19 protein-coding genes and 1 pseudogene are annotated in these 20,460 nt (G+C 57.1%); 8 read left to right on the top strand and 12 right to left on the bottom strand.

Translation table 11 applies throughout. From position 1 onward, the window contains the following. Positions 1 to 102: 102 nt before the first annotated feature. Together glyA and OA238_RS18275 are read left to right on the top strand one after the other, a co-directional pair. Complete coding sequence (glyA, locus tag OA238_RS18270) at positions 103 to 1,398, top strand: serine hydroxymethyltransferase (protein ID WP_015496322.1); 1,296 nt, start codon at positions 103 to 105, stop codon at positions 1,396 to 1,398. Positions 1,399 to 1,535: 137 nt separating this feature from the next. Beyond that, a complete protein-coding gene (locus OA238_RS18275) occupies positions 1,536 to 2,375 on the top strand; it encodes a DUF817 domain-containing protein (protein WP_245581347.1) in 840 nt (279 codons plus the stop codon). On the opposite strand, the gene OA238_RS18280 is transcribed toward OA238_RS18275, so the two are convergent. Continuing rightward, the gene (locus OA238_RS18280) at positions 2,314 to 2,685 is read right to left on the bottom strand and encodes a hypothetical protein (protein WP_044037147.1); all 372 of its coding nucleotides are present in this window, start codon (positions 2,683 to 2,685) and stop codon (positions 2,314 to 2,316) included. The two genes, OA238_RS18275 and OA238_RS18280, sit on opposite strands and share 62 nt — an antisense overlap. A gap of 64 nt (positions 2,686 to 2,749) precedes the next feature. Here OA238_RS18280 and OA238_RS18285 point away from each other — a divergent pair, with 64 nt between their 5' ends. After that, complete coding sequence (locus OA238_RS18285) at positions 2,750 to 3,478, top strand: alpha/beta fold hydrolase (RefSeq protein ID WP_044037149.1); 729 nt, start codon at positions 2,750 to 2,752, stop codon at positions 3,476 to 3,478. Positions 3,479 to 3,723: 245 nt separating this feature from the next. Beyond that, positions 3,724 to 4,146 carry a type II toxin-antitoxin system Phd/YefM family antitoxin gene (locus OA238_RS29175; RefSeq protein WP_015496325.1) on the top strand — a complete coding sequence of 141 codons (423 nt, stop codon included), beginning with the start codon at positions 3,724 to 3,726 and terminating at the stop codon, positions 4,144 to 4,146. On the opposite strand, the gene OA238_RS18295 is transcribed toward OA238_RS29175, so the two are convergent. Together OA238_RS18295 and OA238_RS18300 are read right to left on the bottom strand one after the other, a co-directional pair. After that, positions 4,130 to 4,315 carry a hypothetical protein gene (locus OA238_RS18295; RefSeq protein ID WP_044037152.1) on the bottom strand — a complete coding sequence of 62 codons (186 nt, stop codon included), beginning with the start codon at positions 4,313 to 4,315 and terminating at the stop codon, positions 4,130 to 4,132. The two genes, OA238_RS29175 and OA238_RS18295, sit on opposite strands and share 17 nt — an antisense overlap. A 481-nt stretch (positions 4,316 to 4,796) precedes the next feature. Beyond that, complete coding sequence (locus OA238_RS18300) at positions 4,797 to 5,093, bottom strand: hypothetical protein (protein WP_144055936.1); 297 nt, start codon at positions 5,091 to 5,093, stop codon at positions 4,797 to 4,799. Positions 5,094 to 5,236: 143 nt separating this feature from the next. Between OA238_RS18300 and OA238_RS18305 the strand changes: the two are divergent. Continuing rightward, positions 5,237 to 6,254: pseudogene (locus OA238_RS18305) on the top strand (IS30 family transposase). A gap of 360 nt (positions 6,255 to 6,614) precedes the next feature. On the opposite strand, the gene lepA reads toward OA238_RS18305, so the two are convergent. Next, entirely contained in the window at positions 6,615 to 8,411 is a 1,797-nt protein-coding gene (gene lepA / locus OA238_RS18310; protein WP_015496327.1) for a translation elongation factor 4, read from the bottom strand. Positions 8,412 to 8,808: 397 nt separating this feature from the next. On the opposite strand from lepA, the gene OA238_RS18315 reads away from it, so the two are divergent. Further along, on the top strand, positions 8,809 to 9,144 hold the full coding sequence (locus OA238_RS18315) for a hypothetical protein (RefSeq protein WP_015496328.1): 336 nt from the start codon (positions 8,809 to 8,811) through the stop codon (positions 9,142 to 9,144). 69 nt (positions 9,145 to 9,213) lie between these two features. On the opposite strand, the gene OA238_RS18320 is transcribed toward OA238_RS18315, so the two are convergent. From OA238_RS18320 to meaB, 4 genes are all read right to left on the bottom strand, one after another. Continuing rightward, entirely contained in the window at positions 9,214 to 9,699 is a 486-nt protein-coding gene (locus tag OA238_RS18320) for a copper chaperone PCu(A)C (RefSeq protein WP_015496329.1), read from the bottom strand. Positions 9,700 to 9,749: 50 nt separating this feature from the next. Continuing rightward, positions 9,750 to 10,097 carry a hypothetical protein gene (locus OA238_RS29180; protein ID WP_144055937.1) on the bottom strand — a complete coding sequence of 116 codons (348 nt, stop codon included), beginning with the start codon at positions 10,095 to 10,097 and terminating at the stop codon, positions 9,750 to 9,752. A 135-nt stretch (positions 10,098 to 10,232) separates the two neighbouring features. Beyond that, positions 10,233 to 10,523, bottom strand: a complete 291-nt coding sequence (gene rpmB, locus OA238_RS18330; protein ID WP_015496331.1) for a 50S ribosomal protein L28 — start codon at positions 10,521 to 10,523, stop codon at positions 10,233 to 10,235. 155 nt (positions 10,524 to 10,678) lie between these two features. Next, a complete protein-coding gene (meaB, locus tag OA238_RS18335) occupies positions 10,679 to 11,698 on the bottom strand; it encodes a methylmalonyl Co-A mutase-associated GTPase MeaB (RefSeq protein ID WP_015496332.1) in 1,020 nt (339 codons plus the stop codon). A gap of 106 nt (positions 11,699 to 11,804) precedes the next feature. On the opposite strand from meaB, the gene hrpB reads away from it, so the two are divergent. After that, positions 11,805 to 14,219 (top strand): ATP-dependent helicase HrpB, encoded by a 2,415-nt coding sequence (hrpB, locus tag OA238_RS18340; RefSeq protein ID WP_015496333.1) that lies wholly within the window; start codon positions 11,805 to 11,807, stop codon positions 14,217 to 14,219. 105 nt (positions 14,220 to 14,324) lie between these two features. On the opposite strand, the gene gndA is transcribed toward hrpB, so the two are convergent. After that, entirely contained in the window at positions 14,325 to 15,734 is a 1,410-nt protein-coding gene (gene gndA, locus OA238_RS18345) for an NADP-dependent phosphogluconate dehydrogenase (RefSeq protein ID WP_015496334.1), read from the bottom strand. A gap of 57 nt (positions 15,735 to 15,791) precedes the next feature. Then, the gene (locus OA238_RS18350) at positions 15,792 to 16,550 is read right to left on the bottom strand and encodes an SGNH/GDSL hydrolase family protein (RefSeq protein WP_015496335.1); all 759 of its coding nucleotides are present in this window, start codon (positions 16,548 to 16,550) and stop codon (positions 15,792 to 15,794) included. Between the two features lie 112 nt (positions 16,551 to 16,662). Between OA238_RS18350 and OA238_RS18355 the strand changes: the two genes are divergently transcribed. Beyond that, the gene (locus OA238_RS18355; protein WP_015493922.1) at positions 16,663 to 17,730 is read left to right on the top strand and encodes an IS630 family transposase; all 1,068 of its coding nucleotides are present in this window, start codon (positions 16,663 to 16,665) and stop codon (positions 17,728 to 17,730) included. Between the two features lie 346 nt (positions 17,731 to 18,076). Here OA238_RS18355 and argF read toward each other — a convergent pair whose 3' ends face one another. After that, positions 18,077 to 18,982, bottom strand: a complete 906-nt coding sequence (gene argF / locus OA238_RS18360; RefSeq protein WP_015496336.1) for an ornithine carbamoyltransferase — start codon at positions 18,980 to 18,982, stop codon at positions 18,077 to 18,079. Between the two features lie 87 nt (positions 18,983 to 19,069). After that, complete coding sequence (locus OA238_RS18365) at positions 19,070 to 20,251, bottom strand: aspartate aminotransferase family protein (protein WP_015496337.1); 1,182 nt, start codon at positions 20,249 to 20,251, stop codon at positions 19,070 to 19,072. Positions 20,252 to 20,460 lie beyond the last annotated feature (209 nt).

Here is a 20,460-nt window from a genome sequence, read left to right on the forward strand (position 1 = left end):
GATTGTCGGAACCGAGATAATCAATATGAAAAGTTTGGGGTTATAAGCCACGAGGCGAAGGTTTATGAACCGCCCAAACAACTGCGCCAAAGGAACACTGCCATGAATGCCCGCAACAATGACACCGGATTCTTCACTGAAAGCCTCGCGACCCGTGATCCCGAAATCGCTGCTGCGATTGGCGCGGAACTGGGCCGTCAGCGCAAAGAGATCGAACTGATCGCATCAGAAAACATAGTCTCTGCCGCCGTGATGGAAGCGCAAGGCAGCGTGATGACCAACAAATACGCCGAAGGCTATCCCGGGCGTCGTTACTATGGTGGATGCCAACACGTTGATGTCGCTGAAAATTTGGCAATTGATCGCGCAAAGCAGCTTTTCGGTTGCGACTTTGTGAATGTTCAACCGAACTCTGGCAGTCAAGCAAATCAAGGTGTGTATCAAGCGCTGATTAAACCCGGCGATACCATTTTGGGCATGTCCTTGGACGCGGGCGGTCACCTGACGCATGGCGCAAAACCGAACCAATCGGGCAAGATTTACAACGCCATCCAATACGGTGTGAGTAAACAAGACAGTCTGCTAGATTACGACCAAGTACAGGAATTGGCGACCGAGCATCAACCAAAGCTGATCATTGCTGGCGGGTCCGCGATCCCGCGCATCATTGATTTCAAGCGCATGCGCGAAATTGCGGACAGCGTTGGTGCCTACCTGCTCGTCGACATGGCGCATTTCGCGGGTCTGGTCGCGACGGGTCTGTACCCATCGCCGTTTCCACACGCCCACGTTGCTACCACAACAACGCACAAAACCCTGCGTGGCCCGCGCGGTGGCATGATCTGTACGAACGACGAAGCGCTGGCGAAGAAATTCAACTCTGCCATATTCCCCGGCATCCAAGGCGGGCCCCTGATGCACGTTATCGCAGGCAAGGCTGTGGCGTTCGGAGAGGCATTGCGCCCTGAATTCAAGGCCTACCAAGAACAGGTCGTTAAAAATGCACAAGCACTGGCGGATCAGTTGATCAAAGGCGGCTTGGACATTGTCACGGGCGGCACGGACAGCCACCTGATGCTCGTCGATCTGCGGCCCAAGGGCGTCAAAGGCAATGACACCGAAGCAGCACTCGAACGTGCCCACATTACCTGCAACAAAAACGGCATCCCGTTCGATCCTGAAAAGCCGATGGTGACATCTGGCGTGCGTTTGGGATCGCCCGCAGGCACGACACGCGGGTTCACCGAAGTCGAATTCCGCCAGGTCGCTGATTGGATCGTCGAAGTAGTTGACGGTTTGGCCGCGAACGGCGCGGACGACAATGCAGATGTCGAGGCCAAGGTGAGAACGGAAGTTGAAGCACTCTGCGACGCCTTCCCGATTTATCCAAACCTTTGATTCAGTGAACAAACGCAACGCCGCTATGAACGCCGTCGTGGAACCTACGCAAACAGAGCGTGGACATCCATGGCGGCTTTCGCTTTTCTAGCGCCATGCAGCAACCCCGATCCTTTGACACAACTGTGGGGCGCCCCTTGCACGCCAAGCTTCCCGCCCCGCTGGCAGAGGTCGCTGCTTTCACGCTAAAACACCTCTGGGCCTGTCTGTTTGGCGGGCTTATATTGTTGGCCGTTATTTGCACAAATGCTATCTGGGCCGACAACTGGCCAATCGCCAGATATGACGCCCTGTTTGCCTTCGCCGTCTTAACCCAAGCTGCTATGTTGTTGTTTAGGCTTGAGACTTGGCAAGAGGCCAAAGTCATCGGACTGTTTCACCTCACCGGAACCGCCATGGAAATTTTCAAGGTCAACACCGGATCATGGGCTTACCCGGAAGACGCATTTTTTATGGTGGTCAACGTGCCACTTTTCAGCGGGTTTATGTATGCATCCGTCGGCAGCTACATCGCGCGGGTCATCAGAATCTTCGACATGCGTTTTGCGCCCTACCCGCCTTTTTGGATCACCACCGTATTGGCTGTCTCGATCTATTTGAACTTCTTTTCACATCATTTTTTGCCCGACATCCGCTTGGCGCTTTTCGCAGCCACCGTGATTGTGTTCTGGCGCACACGAGTTGAGTTCACCCTTGGCCGCGCCTACGCCCTGCCCCTCCCCCTCCCCCTCGCTGCACTCTTCGCAAGCTTCTTTTTGTGGATCGCAGAGAACATCGGCACCCTGACCGGCACTTGGGTCTACGCCGGATCGCGCACGTTTGAGATGACATCGATCAGCAAACTCGGCAGCTGGTATTTGCTACTTTACGTGGCCTTTGTGACTGTGACTTTGGTGATCCGCGAACCGCTGAATATTAAAGGTAGCCGCGCCACATCAGAAAGATCAGCAACGCCGCCACGACAAGGATCAGATTGAAACTGATGACCCCCAGAACGCCAAGGATGCGGGTCTTGCGCCGCTCAACGGGATCGATGGTTTTCAGGTGACTTATCAACGCTTTGTGCGCCTTTTCAAACTTGCTTTGATCGACCATTGTCCGCAGCTTGGGGTGATCCATCATCTGGCTGGCCTGCACCAAATAGCGCCCTTCACGGTGCGCCCATTGCGGCAGCAATCGCCCGGCGCGCGCAAAGGCGCTTTCAAGCGTACGGCTCCTAATTTTCAGGCGCTGCTCGATCAAGCGACGCACCTCATCGGCGTATTTATTGGCGTGATTCCCGGTCATGAACACAGCCTTAGCGTGCACGCTGCGCCCTTTCAATTCGCAACTTTTCGGTCTAGTAAAAGCGATGCTGAATGTCCTCACTCACGGCGACCCGTCGCTGCCTAAAATATTGATCGCGCACGGACTTTTCGGGTCCGGTCGCAACTGGGGCGTGATTGCTAAACGGCTGTCTGATCAGTTCCATGTCATCTGTCCTGATATGCGAAATCACTGCGCAAGCCCTTGGTTTGACACGCAAAGTTATGACGACATGGCGGATGATCTGGCAGACCTTTTGGATGGCCCAACGTTTGTTGTCGGGCATTCCATGGGGGGTAAGGCCGCCATGGTGATGGCGCTGAAATACCCACATCTTATCAGTAAGTTAGTCATCGCAGACATCGCACCCGTCGCCTATTCGCACAGCCAAACCCAGCACATCGATGCGATGCGTGCCGTGGATTTGAGCGGGGTTGAGCGGCGCTCACAGGCAGGCGAAAACCTCGACCCGGAGGTCCGTGATTTTCTGTTGCAATCCCTTGATGCAAAAGAAAAAAAGTGGCTTCTGAATCTCGATGTTCTTGCGGCTGAAATGCCAAAGATCATCGGATTTCCTGAGGTTTCCGGATCATTTGACGGCCCGACATTGTTCCTGTCTGGCGGCGACAGCGACTATGTCACGCCCGAATACCGCCCTGTTATCAAAGACTTATTTCCCAATGCACGGTTCGCGAAGATACCGGAAGCGGGCCACTGGCTGCACGCACAAAAACCGCGCGAGTTTGAAGCGACCTTGCGGGCATTTTTCAGCTAATTCACAGCTAAAACATTGATGACGTTACAAAAACCATCAAGGATGCGCCGCCAGCGCAGATCAGAAAGATGTGGGGTAAGTAATGCATCGCGCGGTCCTCATGTTGGGTCATGAGGGTTGTACGGGCCAGCGCACAGATCCCGTCGCACCGAACGCATGCTTTGGAGTGTTTTAACGGTTTTGTTCAAAACTCTACGGGTGCTTTGCACGGTTTGTACAAAATTTTTACACCCCAGGAGATGAATATGCAGTTAACAGTCAGCGCCGCGCGCCAGCGATTGGGTGAGGTTGTCACCCGCGTTCAGGACCCCAACGAATGCATCGTGATGACCCGCCACGGCACCCCCGTCGCGGCGGTGGTGAGCATGGCGAATTTGCAGCGCATTTGGCAGATCGAGGACGAGGAAGATCGCGGCATGATCAAGCATCCGCTGAACAAGAATTCCCACATCGTCGGCGCGCCGTTCGCGCGTGTGGTGCAGGGTCTTCGCGGCAAGATGGTGACGCCCAAAGAGGCGGCGCTGCAGGTGTGCACGCTGCAACTGACCCGCGCCGAGGAGCGCCGGATTTTGGCGGCTGGTGGGCTGGAGCCTGTTGAGGGCGGCGAGTTGGGCGTGACGCCGGATAATCGCGCGAAACGGCGGCGTTGGCTCAGGAGTTCGCCATGATCGCCTTGGTGACAAAATAGCTCGCCGGAAATGCGACGATCGCGCCAAGCCCCGCCGCGACAAGGATCGGGGTCAACGTGTCATACCCCATGGTCAATGACGCAATGATGAAACTGCCAGACAAGGTGGTGGAGACGATGGAATAAAGGATGGAAGCAAGACGAAGCATGGGTGGCTCCTTTCAGGGCAAGGTCTGCGGCGTAAGGCCGCTGCTAGCGAGTTTTGCATGATAGAAGTGGTGTGGCTTTGATTTGGGTCAAGGTGTTCTATCCAGTTCGTGCCTCTGGCACGGCAAAAGGTCCAGTGGACCTTTTGAGGATGGAACGGGCGTAGCCCAAGGGGCGGTTGATCTTGGCGCTGACTTAACTGGCTTGGTCGCGCCCGAACCGAGGGGGGAAGCGAAGCGCCCGCCCCGTTGGGGCGGTTCGGGCGCTGCCAAACCCCGAGGGGTTTGGCAAAAAGACAATCCAAATAAGACTGTTCCAGCCTTCAGTCAGTAATGAAGAATACCGAGCTACGGCTAAATCCATCCTCAATTAGTTTCTGATACTCAGAACTAAATTGATTAAATGATGACGTTTCAATAAAAACCCATTCCTGTCCGTTAAAGTCAGAATATCGAAACTTCGAAAGCTCTCCGGAAGCGACAATTACCTCAACAACATCAGAAGGAAGATGCGTGGCGAAAAATTTGGCGCATCAGCAGATGACATTAGATTTGAATTACCAAACATATCATCAACAATTGGTTTAGCGTCGGCCTGCGCAATTGCGATGACGAGACTGTCTAGTTTTGACACAGTTTCAACAGCAGAATCACGAGCTTCAATACTGGCGTTTTTCGCGGCTTCCGAAGCTTCGAATGATGCTTCACTTAACGTACGCAACGCATCAAATTCTCGGGGTAAGAACACAAATGTGGGAATCGCCACTAGGCTAATTGTCACCACTCCTCCTGCAAATGTTGCAGATGCCGTTTTCCACCATTCATTTATGTTTCATATGTAGCCAGCCTAAGTTAACTCTTCAAGCAGCTTAGACTCAAGTTTCAAATGCAACACTCAGAGCCCTTTGGGCATAGGATGTTGTGATGGACATACGAAGGAAGCACCTCAGCAGCGAGGACCGTGGCGTGATATTAGCCGAGCATAATAGGGGCAGCAGTCAGCGGTTGATCGGCCAGCTTTTGCATCGCCCGGCGAGCACGATCTGCCGTGAGCTGGCGCGAGGTCGGCAGGAAGACGGCAGCTATTGCCCGCAGGCGGCAGGCCTATGATGCCCGGCGCGCGCGCTGCCGCCGCAAGCGCAAGCTTGTGGAGGGGAGCGATCTTAATCGTTTCGTTCATGGCAAGCTCGTACATCTGCACTGGTCGCCTGAGCAGATTGCGCAGAGACTGCGTCTCATGAAGCATGATGATCCATCCGCCCATGTGAGCCATGAGACCATCTATGCCGCGATTTACGCGCAGCCACGTGGCGGGCTGAAGGCGGCGATGATCGAGGCGTTGCGTCAAGCGAAGCCTAAGCGTGGGCTCAAGCGCAGGACAGCGGCGGGCAGTGCTATGGTCCCGGAATCATTGCGCATTATCAATCGCCCTGAAGAGATCGAAGCACGACTGGTACCAGGCCATTGGGAGGGCGACCTCATCAAGGGCGCATTCAATCGCTCGTCAGTGGGGACCTTGGTCGAGCGCAAGACACGCTTTGTCATTCTTTGCAAAATGGATGGCAATGGGGCCGAGGCCGCGCTTGACAGCTTCACCCGCCAGATGAGACGACTACCCGCTGATTTGCGCAAGAGCATGACCTATGACCGTGGCTCCGAAATGGCCTGCCATCGTGAATTGGCGCGACGATTGAAAATTGATATCTGGTTCTGCGATCCGCATGCTCCCTGGCAGCGCGGCAGCAACGAGAACACCAACGGACTGCTGCGTCAGTTCATGCCCAAAGGAACTGACCTGAACGGTGCAAGCCAAACATGGCTCAACGACGTTGCAAACCTGATGAACAACCGTCCAAGAAAAACCCTCGGATGGAGAACACCCGCTGAAGCTATGGCCGACGAAATCGTGGCCTTTAAATCAACCGTTGCACTTGATGTTTGAATCCAAGCAGTAGCTACTACACTAGCTAAGTGCGAAAAGCAGTACCAAGACAAAAACTAAGCCGAGGACTAGGAAGGTCAAAAAAAATGCGAATGAAACGAATAGAAGTTTGTGTCTTGGCATGCCGAAACCTCCTTAACGTGGCGCAAAGATGACAAGTCTAGGTTAAACTAGTATTAAGATTTTCAAGGTTTTTTGTTTGCTAGCTTCGAAAACGAGCTGTTAACCGCCACTTCAGGCTACGCTGGGGCCGCTTGAACCGAATCCGGTCCACGCCCTAACGCCTGTGTGAGCCCGCAATTGGGCTATGCTCAATCGCTGCCGCCCACCGTCTTTCATCAGCGCCGAAAATAGACAGCTTTAGCTGTCCATTTTCAGTGCGCTGATGAAAGCTTCCTGCGGAATATTCACTGACCCGAACTGGCGCATCTTTTTCTTACCGGCTTTCTGCTTATCCAGCAGTTTACGTTTTCTTGACGCATCGCCGCCATAACACTTTGCAGTGACGTCTTTGCGCATGGCCGACAGGGTCTCGCGGGCGATGACTTTGCCGCCGATGGCAGCTTGGATAGGGATTTTGAACATGTGACGCGGAATCAGGTCTTTGAGTTTTTCAACCATGGCGCGGCCACGGACCTCTGCGCGGTCGCGGTGGACCATCATCGACAGCGCGTCGACGGGTTCGTCGTTGACGAGGACGGACATTTTGACCAGCGCATCCTCGCGGTAGCCCATGAGGGTGTAGTCGAAGGACGCGTAGCCTTTGGTGACGGATTTGAGGCGGTCGTAGAAGTCGAACACCACTTCGTTGAGCGGCAGATCGTAAACGACCAGCGCGCGTGAGCCTGCATAGGTAAGGTCGGATTGGATGCCACGGCGGTCTTGGCACAGCTTTAGCACGTCGCCGAGGTATTCGTCCGGCACGAGGATCGTCGCCTTGATGCGCGGTTCCTCAATGTGATCGACAAGGGTCATGTCGGGCATATCAGCGGGATTGTGCAATTCGGACATGGTGCCGTCGCGCATGTAAACTTCATAGACCACGGACGGCGCGGTGGTGATCAGGTCAATGTCATATTCGCGTTCGATGCGGTCGCGGATGACTTCAAGGTGCAGCAAGCCAAGGAAGCCGCAGCGAAAGCCAAAGCCGAGCGCGGCGGAGGATTCCATTTCAAATGAGAAGGATGCATCATTCAGGGCGAGCTTGTCGATGGCGTCGCGCAGGTCTTCGAACAGCGCGGAATCGACAGGGAATAAGCCGCAGAAAACAACGGGTTGCGCGGGTTTGAAGCCGGGAAGTGGGGTCACTTCGGATTTCTGGTGAGTAATCGTGTCGCCGACACGGGTGTCGCGGACCTGTTTGATCGACGCGGTGAGGAAACCGATTTCGCCAGGGCCAAGTTCGTCAACGTTTTCCATTTTTGGGCGGAAGACACCGATGCGTTCAACTTGGTGGATCGTGCCGTTTGAGATAAATTTGACCTTCTCGCCCTTGCGCAATTTACCATCAATGATGCGCACCAGAACGATCACGCCGAGGTAGCTGTCATACCACGAATCAACCAGCATCGCCTTGAGCGGGCCGTCGGGATCGCCTTTGGGGGCGGGGAGTTGGTGAACGATCGCCTCAAGCGTTTCAATGATGCCTTCACCGGTTTTGGCGGACACAGCTATGGCACCGGACGCATCGAGGCCGATGACGTCTTCAACCTGTTGGGCGACGCGACTGACGTCACTCGCCGGGAGGTCTATCTTATTGAAAATAGGGACGATTTCGTGGTCGGCGTCAAGGGCGTGATAGACGTTGGCGAGGGTCTGCGCCTCAACCCCTTGGGTGGAATCCACGACCAGAAGCGAGCCTTCGACGGCACGCATGGAGCGGCTGACCTCATAGGCGAAATCGACGTGCCCGGGGGTGTCGATCAGGTTCAGCACGTAGGATTCGCCGTTTTTGGCGGTATAATCAATGCGGACCGTGTTGGCCTTGATGGTGATGCCACGTTCGCGCTCGATATCCATGGAATCGAGCATCTGGGCCTTCATATCGCGTTCCGCCACCGTGTTGGTGGACTGGATCAAGCGATCAGCCAGCGTGGATTTACCGTGATCGATATGCGCCACGATGGAGAAATTGCGGATGTGTGAGAGTGCTGTCATGATGAGGATATGTAGGGGTTTGGGAAGTTTGTCGAGGGGAATTAGTGTGCAGCTGGGGGCAAAAGGTCATGTAATGCCAGATGGTGATTTTCCAGATTTTGAAAGCTCTTGGCCGTGGCTCAAAACGTTGAGCATTCAGACGCGTTTCACGATGATCAGCCGTGCCGGTCGCGGCGGATATTTGCGCCCTTGAACGGCAGGTCCGAAGCGGCCTTGCGCGGGCGGGGTCGCGTCGGAATCAAGGATGGGCTGATCGGCGCGTCGGCGCAAATGTGATTTTGATTCCCCTTCCCACCTCGCGCAGCTTACGTCATAAAGGGGCCAGCAGTTGCGGCACCAACGGGGATAACCCAACCAATAAGTTGGGCCAAAGAACAAAGTACTTTAGTGAGGCGTCATGAGAAAATTTGTTATTTTGTCAGCTTTGGTCGCGTTGACCGCCTGTTCGGGCGGACGGGATCGGGGCAACTCAGGGTCCACGCGCGGGGCGACAGGCGATATCAGCCGGGCGTGTTTAAATGCCGACCGATCAGCCGCGACGCCGGCTTTGTGCAGTTGTGTGCAGCAGGTTGCCAATACCCAACTGTCGAGCCGCGATCGCAGCCTTGTGGCAGATTTCTTTATGAATCCTGAGGTCGCGAACGATACAAAAATCAGCGACACCAACACCGATGACGCGTTTTGGGCTCGCTACCGCGCCTTCGTCACGTCGGCTGACAACCAGTGCAGCTAGACGGGCCGGGCAATCGGGCGCCCAAATTGTGCAGGCGCCCAACGTCTAGATTCTGTTAATATCTCGCCATTAGAGGTGCAATAAAGCTGCCTTAACCGTTGGACCCGTGGTCCATGACGGGCTGGTCGATTCCACTTGCACGACGGGGATTTCAACAGTGACCTCGCCCGCATTTTCGAACACCAAGATTATGGTTATGATGTCGTCTTGGACAAACGGCGCGGTGAGGCCCATGAACATGACGTGATTGCCGCCCCGTTGCAGCAAAATGTCACTGGCCGCGGGCACTACAAAACCGTCTTCAACGTGGATCATGCGCATGACGCCGTTTTCGTCTTCGATATGGGTGTGCAATTCGACCCGCTGTGCCGCGTCCGACGTGACGCCCATGAGATGGTCATCGGTGTCCCCTGAGTTGTGGATCACCATGAAGGCCGCACCGGCCATGGCGTTGGAAGAGCGCGCATATGGGTCGTGAATTTCAATCTCTGCCAGTGCGGGAGTGGCGAGGATGAACGCTGCGAGGGTCGCGATAAGGGTCGATTTAAGGGACATGTTGCGTTCCTGTCTTTTCGGTCTGAATGTTTAAAAAGTGAAAGTGGTATTCAGACCAAAACTGGCGGATCGCGGGCCTTTGTAGGGATGGGATAAACCAAAATTTGGCGGGTTGAAACAGGTGTCTGCGCAATGGTTTGAATGTGGACAACCGGCGTTTTCACGGCGATTGGTACGTCATTATAGGCCATCAACGTCAATGCGCAATCTGGGCAGATATGAACAGGACCGATCGGGTTGCCCTGCGCATCCAAAGTGACCGTCAGTGGCCCCTGCCCCGTGCACAAGATTACCTGACCCTGCGCATCCTTGGTCACAGCACGCGCCATTGCCATCTGCTGTGAGGTCACAGCAATCAGCAGCGCGAGGGTCAAGGTGAGGATACGGGTCATTGTCATCTTGCTATCAGGTGGGCCGCGGAACCAACAGCGTTGTAAAGTCGCATCGGCCAACATCACAACAGGTTGGAAAAACGAAAAAAGCCCGAACACTCGGTCCGGGCCATTCCAATCAAATCAAATCAGGTAGAAAGTTTACGCTTCGACAGTTGCTGCCTTGACGATGTCTTTCTTGACCTTCAACGCGGCTGGTGACAGCTCTGCGTCTTTGGATTTTGCGAAGAACGCGTCGAGGCCACCACGGTGGTCAACAGTGCGCAGCGCAGCATTTGAAATGCGGAACTTGAAGCTGCGGCCCAACGAGTCGGACATCAGCGACACATCTTGCAGGTTCGGCAAAAACCGACGGCGTGTCCGGTTTTTAGCATGGCTGACGTTATTACCCGACATCGGGCCTTTTCCAGTCAATTCGCAGCGGCGCGACATAGCGTATTCCTTGTCTATCAAGGGTCTGCAGCGTTTTGCGCGACCCTATCTTTCAAACTTGTATAGTCCCGCAAGCGGCAGAGACTGAATTCATTTGGCGGGAATTAGGTGGATTCCTTGGCGTCGTCAAGCCCCAGTCACCCCATATCGCCCGTTTAGGCGGGTGTATCGTTGTGTTTCGCCGATGCCGATGGGAAAAGCTTAGCAATCATCGCCTCGGCGGCTTGGGCGGGGCGGATTTTACCCTGTGCCACATCGTCTTCTAACGCGGCGAGTTGGGCTTTGACATCCTTGTCAGACGTGAGCTGTGATAGCAGGCCTGCGCGGACTTCTTCTTGGAACCAAAACCGCGCCTGTCGTGCACGCCGTGCGTCCCAAATGCCATTGTCCTTGCGCCACGTCGCGAGGGTTTGGATTTCGCCCCAAGCGGCGGCTATTCCGTCTTCTTGCAGGGCTGACACGACCAAGGCCTTGGGGAAATCATGGGTGTCGCGGGGTGGATCTTTGGCGCGTTTTCGCATCAGGCGCAACGCGCTGGCATAATCTGCACAGGTGCGCATGGCCTGCGATTTAAGATCGCCATCGGCCTTGTTTACAAGGATAATATCGCAAGTTTCCATGATGCCGCGCTTGACGCCCTGCAATTCATCGCCGCCCGCAGGGGCGAGCAACAGCAAGAACAGGTCCGACATTTCCGCAACGGCGGTTTCGGATTGCCCGACGCCAACAGTTTCGATCAGCACAACATCGAATTTGGCCGCTTCGCACAGCGCAATGGCTTCGCGGGTGCGCCGCGCGACGCCGCCAAGTTGCGTCTGGCTTGGGGATGGACGGATGAACGCGTTCGGGTCGCACGACAGCAGGTCCATGCGGGTTTTATCGCCCAAAATCGACCCGCCAGATCGTGTTGAACTGGGGTCCACCGCCAAAACTGCCACCCGCAGCCCCTGCCCCGTCAGCATTTTGCCAAAGGATTCAATAAACGTCGATTTACCGACACCGGGCGTGCCCGACAGCCCGATGCGCAGTGCTTGATGGTCTGTGCCAAGGGCGGACAGCAATTCCGCCGCTTTTGCACGATCATCGCGCCGCGTGCTTTCCACCAACGTGATGGCACGGGCCAAGGCGCGGCGTTCACCAGCGCGGATTTTGTCTGCTGTGGTTTGGATATCCATGCCCGCTTTATGAAGTCCCTTTGGCTCTGGTGTCCAGACGAGGTGTTGCACATCGGTTTATTTACCAAGGGTTGAAAATAGGATTTTCAACCGTGATGAAGGAGGCATGAGGGACCAGTTACCCATTGATGACGTACTTGAGGAGCTGTTGGGCGCAGTTCGTGCACACGGCTGCGCGGTTTTGCAGGCCCCACCGGGTGCTGGTAAGACGACGCGGGTACCGCTGGCGCTGTTGCAGGCGGGCGTCGTGAAAGGACGGATCGTCATGTTGGAACCGCGCCGTTTGGCCACGCAGGCCGCGGCGGAACGGTTGGCGCAACAGCTTGGGGAGGACGTCGGGCAAACCGTCGGGTACCGGATGCGCGGCGAGACGAAAGTGTCAAAACAAACGCGGATTGAGGTTGTGACCGAAGGTATTTTGACCCGCATGATCCAGAGCGATCCTGAATTGACCGGCATTGGCGCGGTGATTTTCGATGAATTCCACGAACGCTCGTTGAACGCCGATCTGGGCTTGGCCCTAACGCTCGAAGTGCGCGAGGCGCTGCGCCCTGATCTGGTCATTATGGTGATGTCCGCGACCTTGGATGCCGGGCCGGTGGCAGATTTGGTTGGCGCACCAACAGTCACGTCGCAGGGTCGCGCCTATGCGGTGGAACCGCGCTGGCTGGATCGACCGTTGCGCAAAGAAGATCGGTTTGACGCAGCGGCGGCGGATTTGGTGGCGCAGGCGGTTGGTGAAACAAAAGGCGGCGTGTTGGTGTTCCTGCCCGGCGAGGGCGAAATCAGGCGGGTTCAGGGGCGGCTGGCAGGGCGATTGCCAAGCGATTGTTCTGTACGGCCCCTCTATGGTGCCTTGCGGTTTGCCGATCAGCGGGCCGCAATTGCGCCAATCACATCGGGCCGCAAGATCGTGCTGGCCACGTCGATTGCCGAAACATCACTGACCATCGAAGACATTCGCGTGGTGGTTGATTGTGGGCGGTCGCGCCGCGCGCGATTTGACCCCGGATCGGGCATGTCGCGACTGGTCACAGAACGCGTCACCCGCGCCGAGGCCACCCAGCGCGCGGGTCGCGCAGGGCGCGTTGCCGAAGGGGTCGCCTATAAACTTTGGGCCAAGGGCGAAGACGGCGCCTTGGCGGCGTTTCCACCAGCGGAGATCGAAGCGGCAGATTTAACAGGGCTTGCGGTTGAACTGGCGGTCTGGGGCAGCGATGGATTGCCCTTTCTGACCGACCCGCCGGAGGGCGCATTAGCCGAAGCGCGCAGCCTGTTGACCGCGCTCGGGGCCCTCAACGGCGGGCGGATCACCGAACACGGACGCGCGCTGGCACGGCTGCCGCTACATCCGCGCTTGGGGCATATGTTGGTCACGGGCGGCAAGGCGGCTGCAGGGTTGGCGGCCTTGCTGTCAGAACGCGATATCCTGCAAGGCGCACCGGCGGATTTGTCATTTCGTATCAAAGCACTGGCAGGAGAGCGCGGTGGTTATCCAGTGCGCCAAGGCGCGCTGGCCCGCGTCAAACAAGAGGCCAAGCGGCTGGCGAAACTGGCCCCCGTTCGGGCTGAACAAACCAGCGAAATCTATGCGGCCATGGCCTATCCAGACCGTATTGCGCTGCGCCGGACCGGCGATGATCCGCGCTACGTGCTGTCGGGTGGCAAGGGAGCTGTGATGGACGGCGCGGATGCGCTTGCAGGGCAGCGACTGTTGATCGTCACCGACACTGATGGCAACCCGCGAGAAGCGAAAATTCGCACCGCTCTCGTGATTTCCGAGGCGAGCGTGCGCGACGTAGCCGGGGATCACATCAACGTGGTGCAAACCTGTTCGTGGTCCAAACGCAGCGGCAAAGTGCTGGCGAGAACGCAGGAACAACTGGGCGCGGTGGTGCTGTCGGATGTGGCGTGGACGGACGCGCCGAAAGACGCGGTGGCCCATGCGATGCTTGACGGGGTGCGCGCGTTGGGGTTCAAATTCAGCGCCGCCGCCGACCGGTTTCGCGCCCGTGTTGAGCTCGTACGCGCCGTTGGTCCCGATTTGCCCGACCTGTCAGACACCGCCCTTATGGACAGCGTCAACGACTGGCTTCTCCCCTATTTGCCAGGCGTGCAGACCACGTCACAGTGGAAATCCCATGACACCTTGCAGGCCCTGCGCGCGATCCTGACGTGGGACCAGATGCAGCGCGTGGACACCCAAGCCCCCCCGCAATTCACCACACCACTGGGCCGCCACACGCCGATCGATTACAGCGGCGACGCGCCTGAAATCACGCTGCGTTTACAAGAAATGTTCGGCACCACCCGTCATCCGACTGTCGCGGGGCGCCCGCTTCGCGTGACGTTCCTGTCACCCGGCCAAAAACCGATCCAGACGACCATGGATGTCCCCGGTTTCTGGGCCACATCCTACGGTGACGTGCGCAAAGACATGCGTGGGCGCTACCCGCGCCACCCCTGGCCCGAAGACCCGACACAAGCCGACCCGACATTGCGCACGAAGCCCCGCAAATAACCGCCGCTCCTGCTCTTTGCTTTTCAAATACCCCGGGGGCGTGGGGGCTGGCCCCCACTGCGCCGCCCGCCGCAGGTGCTGATCACCAGATCATCCGCAACCGGATCAATCCCACCACGGCCCGTGTTGATCCTTGCGCCCGTCCAGTCGCACAAACCCGTGCCGCCCAAAGAAATCCCGCTGAGCTTGGATCAAATCCGTCGTGCCGCGTGCGGTGCGCAGGGTGTCCAGAAAGCCCAGCGCGCTGGCCAATGCAGGGACGGCGTGGCCCGCGGCGGTTGCGCCACTCACCACACGGCGCAAGGCTGGCAGCGCGTCGCGGATCAGGACCACAAAGTGGTCCGCAAAAATCAACTGGCCTTCGGGCAGGTCGCTGCGGAATGCCGACGCAATATCATCGAGCAACGCAGAGCGGATAATGCACCCTGCGCGCCAGACTTCAGCGGCGCGGGCGGAATCGATAGACCAGTCAAATTCATCCGATGCCGCAGTGAGTATACGAAACCCTTGGGCGTAGGACACGATGCGCCCTACCAGCAGCGCGGATTCAAGATCAACGTCACTCAGCGCCAGTTCGCCGCGCGGCGTGTCGTAAATGTCTGCGCCAACAGTGCGCGCTGCGCCCTCGGACGACCATGCCCGCGCAGCAACGGCCGCTTCGATCACGTTGGCGGATTGGCCCATGCGGATGGCCTCGATTGCGGTCCAGCGGCCCGTGCCTTTTTGTCCCGCCGCATCAAGGATCACGTCGACGGCGGGTTGGTCGGTTTCACTGTCAGTGGCCTGTAGGACCTTGGCCGTGATTTCGACCAGATAGCTTTCGAGCGCGCCTTTGTTCCACCGATCAAAAACCGCGCCAATGTCGCCGGGCGATTGTCCGCGGCCATAGCGCATCAAGCCGTAAACCTCAGCAATCAGTTGCATATCGGCGTATTCGATACCGTTGTGCACCGTCTTGACGAAATGCCCTGCCCCGTCGGGGCCAAGGTGGTCGGCGCAAGGTTCGCCATTGAATTTGGCAGCAATCGCTTCGATGACCTCGCGCACAGCGTTCCACGCAGCGGGGCTGCCACCGACCATGATCGACGGGCCATGGCGCGCGCCGTCTTCGCCGCCTGACACGCCCATACCGATGAATGTCAGGCCCTGTTGTTCAATGTCTTTGGTGCGCCGGATCGTGTCGCGAAAATCGGAATTTCCGGCGTCAATGATCGTGTCGCCCTTGGCCAGCAGCAGGATCAGCGTTTGAATTGTCGCGTCAACGGGTTTGCCCGATGGCACCATCAGAATGATTGCGCGCGGGGCGGGCATGGCGTTGACCATCGCGTCCAGACTGTCGCTGCCCGTCAGCTTGTCGGCCAGTCCATCCGCACCCGCTTCTTCAACGAAAAGCGGCACCGCGTCGCTGGAGCGGTTGGACACATGCAGCGCAAAACCGTTGTCCAATATATTGAGAGCGAGGGCGCTTCCCATGGTTCCAAGACCATACAAGCCAAGCGTCGCAGTATCAGGCATCGCGATATCCTTTTATGAATTTCCAGAAACTAAGCCCGCCGCGGCCAAGCTACAAGGTCAGAGACCGCGATCAAACTTGAACCGCGCAACAATCGCGTGCGCCCATTGCGTGTAGACCCATGGGCCAGGGTGAAACCCGTCTTCGGACATGACGTCTGCATGCATTTTGATGTGGGCGGGGATCATCGTCGCCGTGGTCTGATCGGCCAGCATCTTGCGAAGGCCGCGATCAAACCGCGCGGCGCGATGGCCCAGCGTCCAGCGCAGCGGGTTGGGCAGGCGTGGGAATTGCCAAACCGGTGGCAGGCCAGAGACGTAAACGTGCCCAACGCCCATTTCATCGGTCAAATAATCAATCAGCGCCTGTGTTTGGGCGAGCCATCGCGCGCGCGTCGTGCCGCGCAGGATGTCGTTCACGCCCAAGCCCAACACGGCAATATCAACTTGGCGCGGCTGCGCAGCTTTCACATGGCACAAGGCCATCGGCGTGGTGTCGCCACTGCGCGCCACAAGCTGCCAGTCCAACCGCACTTGATCTGACAAAAGTGTCGCGATCTGGCCCGACAGCGCGTCGGATTGATCAGAGACACCGACGCCAGCGGCAGAACTGTCGCCAAGGATCAAAAGACGCAAATCCGGACCTGCGCCGATGACACCCGCGCGCGGACCTATCGGTTCGGGCAGTTTCACCGTGTTCCATCTGATGAACGGACCTTGCGTGATCAGCACAGGATAAAATGCAAACCGATACAAAGCATGCCACGGTCGTGACAGGCAGGCAGGATGCACTGTGATATTTCGGTTGATATCGGTCATGTTACTCAGGCTATAGATTATATACTCCTGCGCCTGAATTGACCTGACGATTTTGGGCCTGCGATTCACTTCGTCGCATGGCCAAAGGCGGTTCAGTCTGTATTTTGAGTTTATGAGCAAGCAATACAAAACAGTCTCCTTATCCGACGAGCAGCGCATAGCACTTGAAGCGCTTTGCCGCCGCCGCAAAGTTGACGCCCTTGTTTGGAAACGGGCGCGCGCGTTTCTTCTTTTGGACGCAGGAGAAGACGCCGGAACGGTTTGCCGGATTTTGGATATTGGCCCGACAGTTTTGACGGAGTGGCGATTTGCCTTTGCCGGTGCGGGATTATCGTTTTTCGGTCTGAAGGACTACAGCCAGCGTCAGGGTCATTTGTCCGTCGTGCAAGAGCAGGCGGTGAGAGCCCATTTCACCGCGCAGCCTGCCCGCAATGCCGATGAGGTCTGTGCCTATGTTCTAGCCGAGTGCGACCAAAACTACAGCACGTCGGGAGCCGCCAAGCTGATGCGCCGCCTGGGGTTCGCGTATAAGAAACCACAATTGCTGCCTGCACAGGCCGATGAAGCCAAGCAGGCTGCGTTTATTGCCAAATATGAGGCCCTGATGAACGGGTTGGCCGCAGATGAGATGGTTGTCTTTTCGGACGCTGTCCACCCCGAACACCAGAGCCGCCCCGCCCATGGTTGGTTCCCCAAGGGACAAAAGACGGCCCTGAAGGCGACATCAGGGCGCAAGCGGCTCAACATTCAGGGCGCGCTTGACCTTGAGACTTTCCAGTTCACCTTTGTGGAAGGCGAGAAGATCAATGCCCAGACAACCCGACAGATGCTGGAAAAGTTGGAACGCAACAACCAAACCAAGACGGCCATCCACGTCTTTGTCGACAATGCCCGCTATCATCATGCCAAGATACTACAGCCATGGCTGGACAGCCCAGAACGTCGGGTGAAGTTGCATTTCTTGCCAGCATATGCCCCGCACCTCAACCCGATCGAGCGTCTTTGGGGTGTTATGCACAAATGGGTCACCCACAATCGGCACTATGCAACGTTCAACCAATTCACAGAGGCCATTTTCGACTTCTTCCGCAAGACCCTGCCAGAAAAATGGCCAGAGTTCCGCGACACCGTCACCGACAACTTCCGCGTCATATCGCTCAAGGAATACAAAGTGATTTGAGGGGAAAACCTCAGGTCAATTCAGGCGCGGGAGTATAGGTTAAATAATATGCCAGATTTAGAACGAGACAAGATGTAACGTTACGACGGGGCCGCGGCAGCAATTGCCGGTTTCTTGGCAATCGCAGTCATGCGCAGGAATTGTGGGCGCTTGCCCTTCGCCCAGTCTAGCACCGTGTGCAGCCTAAAACCCGTTGGATTTATCGACCCAAACAATACCGCAGCACAGCCTTTTGCGCGTGCATGCGGTTTTCAGCCTCGTCCACGGTGAAACAGAGTTTCGCCGACACGGAGGCAGCGATTGCCCTATCGCAATCGCGGTGCGTGCTGGGGCGGATGCCTGCGCATCATGTCCCCAAACAATATCGCAGCACAGCCTTTTGTGCATGCATTCTATTCTCTGCCTCGTCCCAGATGACCGAACGTGGACCGTCCATGACCTCTGATGTGGCTTCGTCGTCGCGGTGCGCGGGCAGGCAATGCATGAACAAGGCGTCCGGCTTGGCTTTGGCCATGAGACCCGCGTTGACCTGATAGCCGCGCAGCTGGTTGTGGCGACGTTCACGGGCCGATTGTGGGTCGTGCATGGAGACCCATGTGTCCGTCACCACAAGGTCCGCGCCCTGCACCGCAATGTCGGGATTGCGTTCAGTGGTATAAAGCCCGTCAAGCGCTGCTTCGGGTTGCAGGGTTTCGGGACCGGTGAACACCAGATCAAAATCGAACTGTTTGGCAGCATGGGCAAAGGACGCAAAGACGTTGTTGCCATCACCGGACCAGACCACCTTTTTGCCCTTAATCGGGCCCGAGTGTTCCTCAAACGTCAAAATATCAGCCATGATCTGGCACGGATGCGTGCGATCTGTCAGCCCGTTGATGACCGGAACAGAGGCGTATTCGGCCATTTCCAGCAGGGTTTGTTCCTCGAACGTGCGGATCATGATGAGATCGACATAGCGCGACAGCACACGGGCGGTATCTGCGATGGTTTCGCCATGGCCCAGCTGCATGTCTTTGCCCGACAGCACCATCGTTTCGCCGCCCATCTGCCGCACGCCTACATCAAAACTGATTCGAGTGCGGGTGCTTGGTTTTTCAAAGATCAGCGCGACCATGTGGTTGGCCAGCGGTTGATCTGCGTCCGGCGTGCCTTTGGGCAAGCCCGCGCGCGCCGTTTTCATCGACGCAGCCATGTCGATGATGCCGCGAAGGTCGGCGGGGGAAGTTGTGTGGATGTCGAGGAAATGGGTCATAGGATATCGCTTTTGGTTAATGGCGGACGGGGGCCAGCCCCCGAACCCCCGGGATACTTTCGAAGCAAAGACGGGGTTAAGAAAAGGTCAAAGAGTGAGGGCGACCTTTGACGCTGCTTTTTTGAGGCGATCGACAGCCTCTTCGATTTCGGTGTCCGTAATATTGAGTGGCGGCAGCAGGCGGATCACGTTGTCGGCTGCCGGAACCGTCAGCAGGTTTTCGCTGTAGCCTGCTTGTACGATGTCCGTATTGGGTGCATTGCATTTCAGGCCAAGCATCAACCCGCTGCCGCGCACGGCCTCGAACACCGCCGGATGGCCCGCGACAAGGCCTTCGAGTTTCTGGCGCAGCAGGCCTGCTTTACGATTTACCTCTGCGATAAAGTCGGGGTTGGCGACAATGTCCATGACTTTGCAGCCCACCGCACAGGCCAGCGGGTTGCCGCCATAGGTCGATCCATGGGTGCCAGCGGTCATGCCGGACGCTGCGTTTTGTATTGCAAGAACGGCGCCAAGCGGGAAGCCGCCGCCGATGCCTTTGGCAACCATCATAATGTCAGGGGTAATGCCAGACCATTCGTGTGCGAACAATTTTCCGGTGCGGGCCACGCCGCATTGCACTTCGTCGAGGATCATCAGGATGCCATGTTCATCACACAGATCGCGCAAACCCTTCAGGCAGGCGTCAGGCAGCGCGCGGATGCCGCCCTCGCCCTGCACGGGTTCGACCATGATCGCGCCAACTGTCGGGGATGCCGCGGCCTGCGTCAGGGCGTCGTGATCGCCAAACGGCAGGTGGACAAATCCGGGCAACAGCGGGCCAAAGCCTTTGGTCATCTTTTCAGAGCCCGCAGCGGCGATGCCAGCGGCGGAGCGCCCATGAAACGAGCCATCAAAGGTGATGATGTCCGTGCGTTCGGGCGCGCCTTTGTCGTAGTGATATTTGCGCGCCATTTTGACGGCCAATTCGCAAGCTTCGGTGCCGGAATTGGTGAAAAAGACCGTGTCGGCAAAGGTGTGTTCGACCAGCAGATCCGCAAGCTCTTGCTGGGGTTGGATGTTATACAGGTTGGACACATGCCATAGTTTGTTGGCCTGTTGCGTCAGGGCCGCGACCAGATCGGGGTGCGCATGGCCCAACACATTCACCGCAATCCCTGCGCCCAGATCCAAGAAACGTCGCCCGTCTGCTTCCACGAGCCAAGAGCCTGACCCACTAACGAATGTCAGCGGGGCACGGGTATAGGTCGGAAGGATAGACGTGATCATTGCGATCAACCTTTGCAAATAAGGGCCCATAGGTCTTTGAGCGGGGGCTGTAAGTTCATAATATTGGGGATTTAGCGAGCGGTTCGCCAACAGGTGTCACGGCGCGGATCACAAGATCAGCGTCGGAGTCGAAGCGCGAACTGGGTCGAAAATAATATCATGGGGATTTTCTAGGGCAATCGGGTCTGGCTTGGCAAGGGGGCTACCAC

The organism is Octadecabacter arcticus 238 (assembly GCF_000155735.2).
In the GTDB taxonomy this organism is placed as follows: domain Bacteria; phylum Pseudomonadota; class Alphaproteobacteria; order Rhodobacterales; family Rhodobacteraceae; genus Octadecabacter; species Octadecabacter arcticus.

What these genes read in the sequence shown, in the direction of transcription:
- glyA (WP_015496322.1), top strand. Translation starts at nt 103, where the DNA reads ATGAATGCCCGCAACAATGACACCGGATTCTTCACTGAAAGCCTCGCG.
- OA238_RS18280 (WP_044037147.1), bottom strand. Translation starts at nt 2,685, where the DNA reads ATGACCGGGAATCACGCCAATAAATACGCCGATGAGGTGCGTCGCTTG.
- OA238_RS18285 (WP_044037149.1), top strand. Translation starts at nt 2,750, where the DNA reads ATGCTGAATGTCCTCACTCACGGCGACCCGTCGCTGCCTAAAATATTG.
- OA238_RS29175 (WP_015496325.1), top strand. Translation starts at nt 3,724, where the DNA reads ATGCAGTTAACAGTCAGCGCCGCGCGCCAGCGATTGGGTGAGGTTGTC.
- OA238_RS18295 (WP_044037152.1), bottom strand. Translation starts at nt 4,315, where the DNA reads ATGCTTCGTCTTGCTTCCATCCTTTATTCCATCGTCTCCACCACCTTG.
- lepA (WP_015496327.1), bottom strand. Translation starts at nt 8,411, where the DNA reads ATGACAGCACTCTCACACATCCGCAATTTCTCCATCGTGGCGCATATC.
- OA238_RS18315 (WP_015496328.1), top strand. Translation starts at nt 8,809, where the DNA reads ATGAGAAAATTTGTTATTTTGTCAGCTTTGGTCGCGTTGACCGCCTGT.
- OA238_RS18320 (WP_015496329.1), bottom strand. Translation starts at nt 9,699, where the DNA reads ATGTCCCTTAAATCGACCCTTATCGCGACCCTCGCAGCGTTCATCCTC.
- OA238_RS29180 (WP_144055937.1), bottom strand. Translation starts at nt 10,097, where the DNA reads ATGACAATGACCCGTATCCTCACCTTGACCCTCGCGCTGCTGATTGCT.
- rpmB (WP_015496331.1), bottom strand. Translation starts at nt 10,523, where the DNA reads ATGTCGCGCCGCTGCGAATTGACTGGAAAAGGCCCGATGTCGGGTAAT.
- meaB (WP_015496332.1), bottom strand. Translation starts at nt 11,698, where the DNA reads ATGGATATCCAAACCACAGCAGACAAAATCCGCGCTGGTGAACGCCGC.
- hrpB (WP_015496333.1), top strand. Translation starts at nt 11,805, where the DNA reads ATGAGGGACCAGTTACCCATTGATGACGTACTTGAGGAGCTGTTGGGC.
- gndA (WP_015496334.1), bottom strand. Translation starts at nt 15,734, where the DNA reads ATGCCTGATACTGCGACGCTTGGCTTGTATGGTCTTGGAACCATGGGA.
- OA238_RS18350 (WP_015496335.1), bottom strand. Translation starts at nt 16,550, where the DNA reads ATGACCGATATCAACCGAAATATCACAGTGCATCCTGCCTGCCTGTCA.
- OA238_RS18355 (WP_015493922.1), top strand. Translation starts at nt 16,663, where the DNA reads ATGAGCAAGCAATACAAAACAGTCTCCTTATCCGACGAGCAGCGCATA.
- argF (WP_015496336.1), bottom strand. Translation starts at nt 18,982, where the DNA reads ATGACCCATTTCCTCGACATCCACACAACTTCCCCCGCCGACCTTCGC.
- OA238_RS18365 (WP_015496337.1), bottom strand. Translation starts at nt 20,251, where the DNA reads ATGATCACGTCTATCCTTCCGACCTATACCCGTGCCCCGCTGACATTC.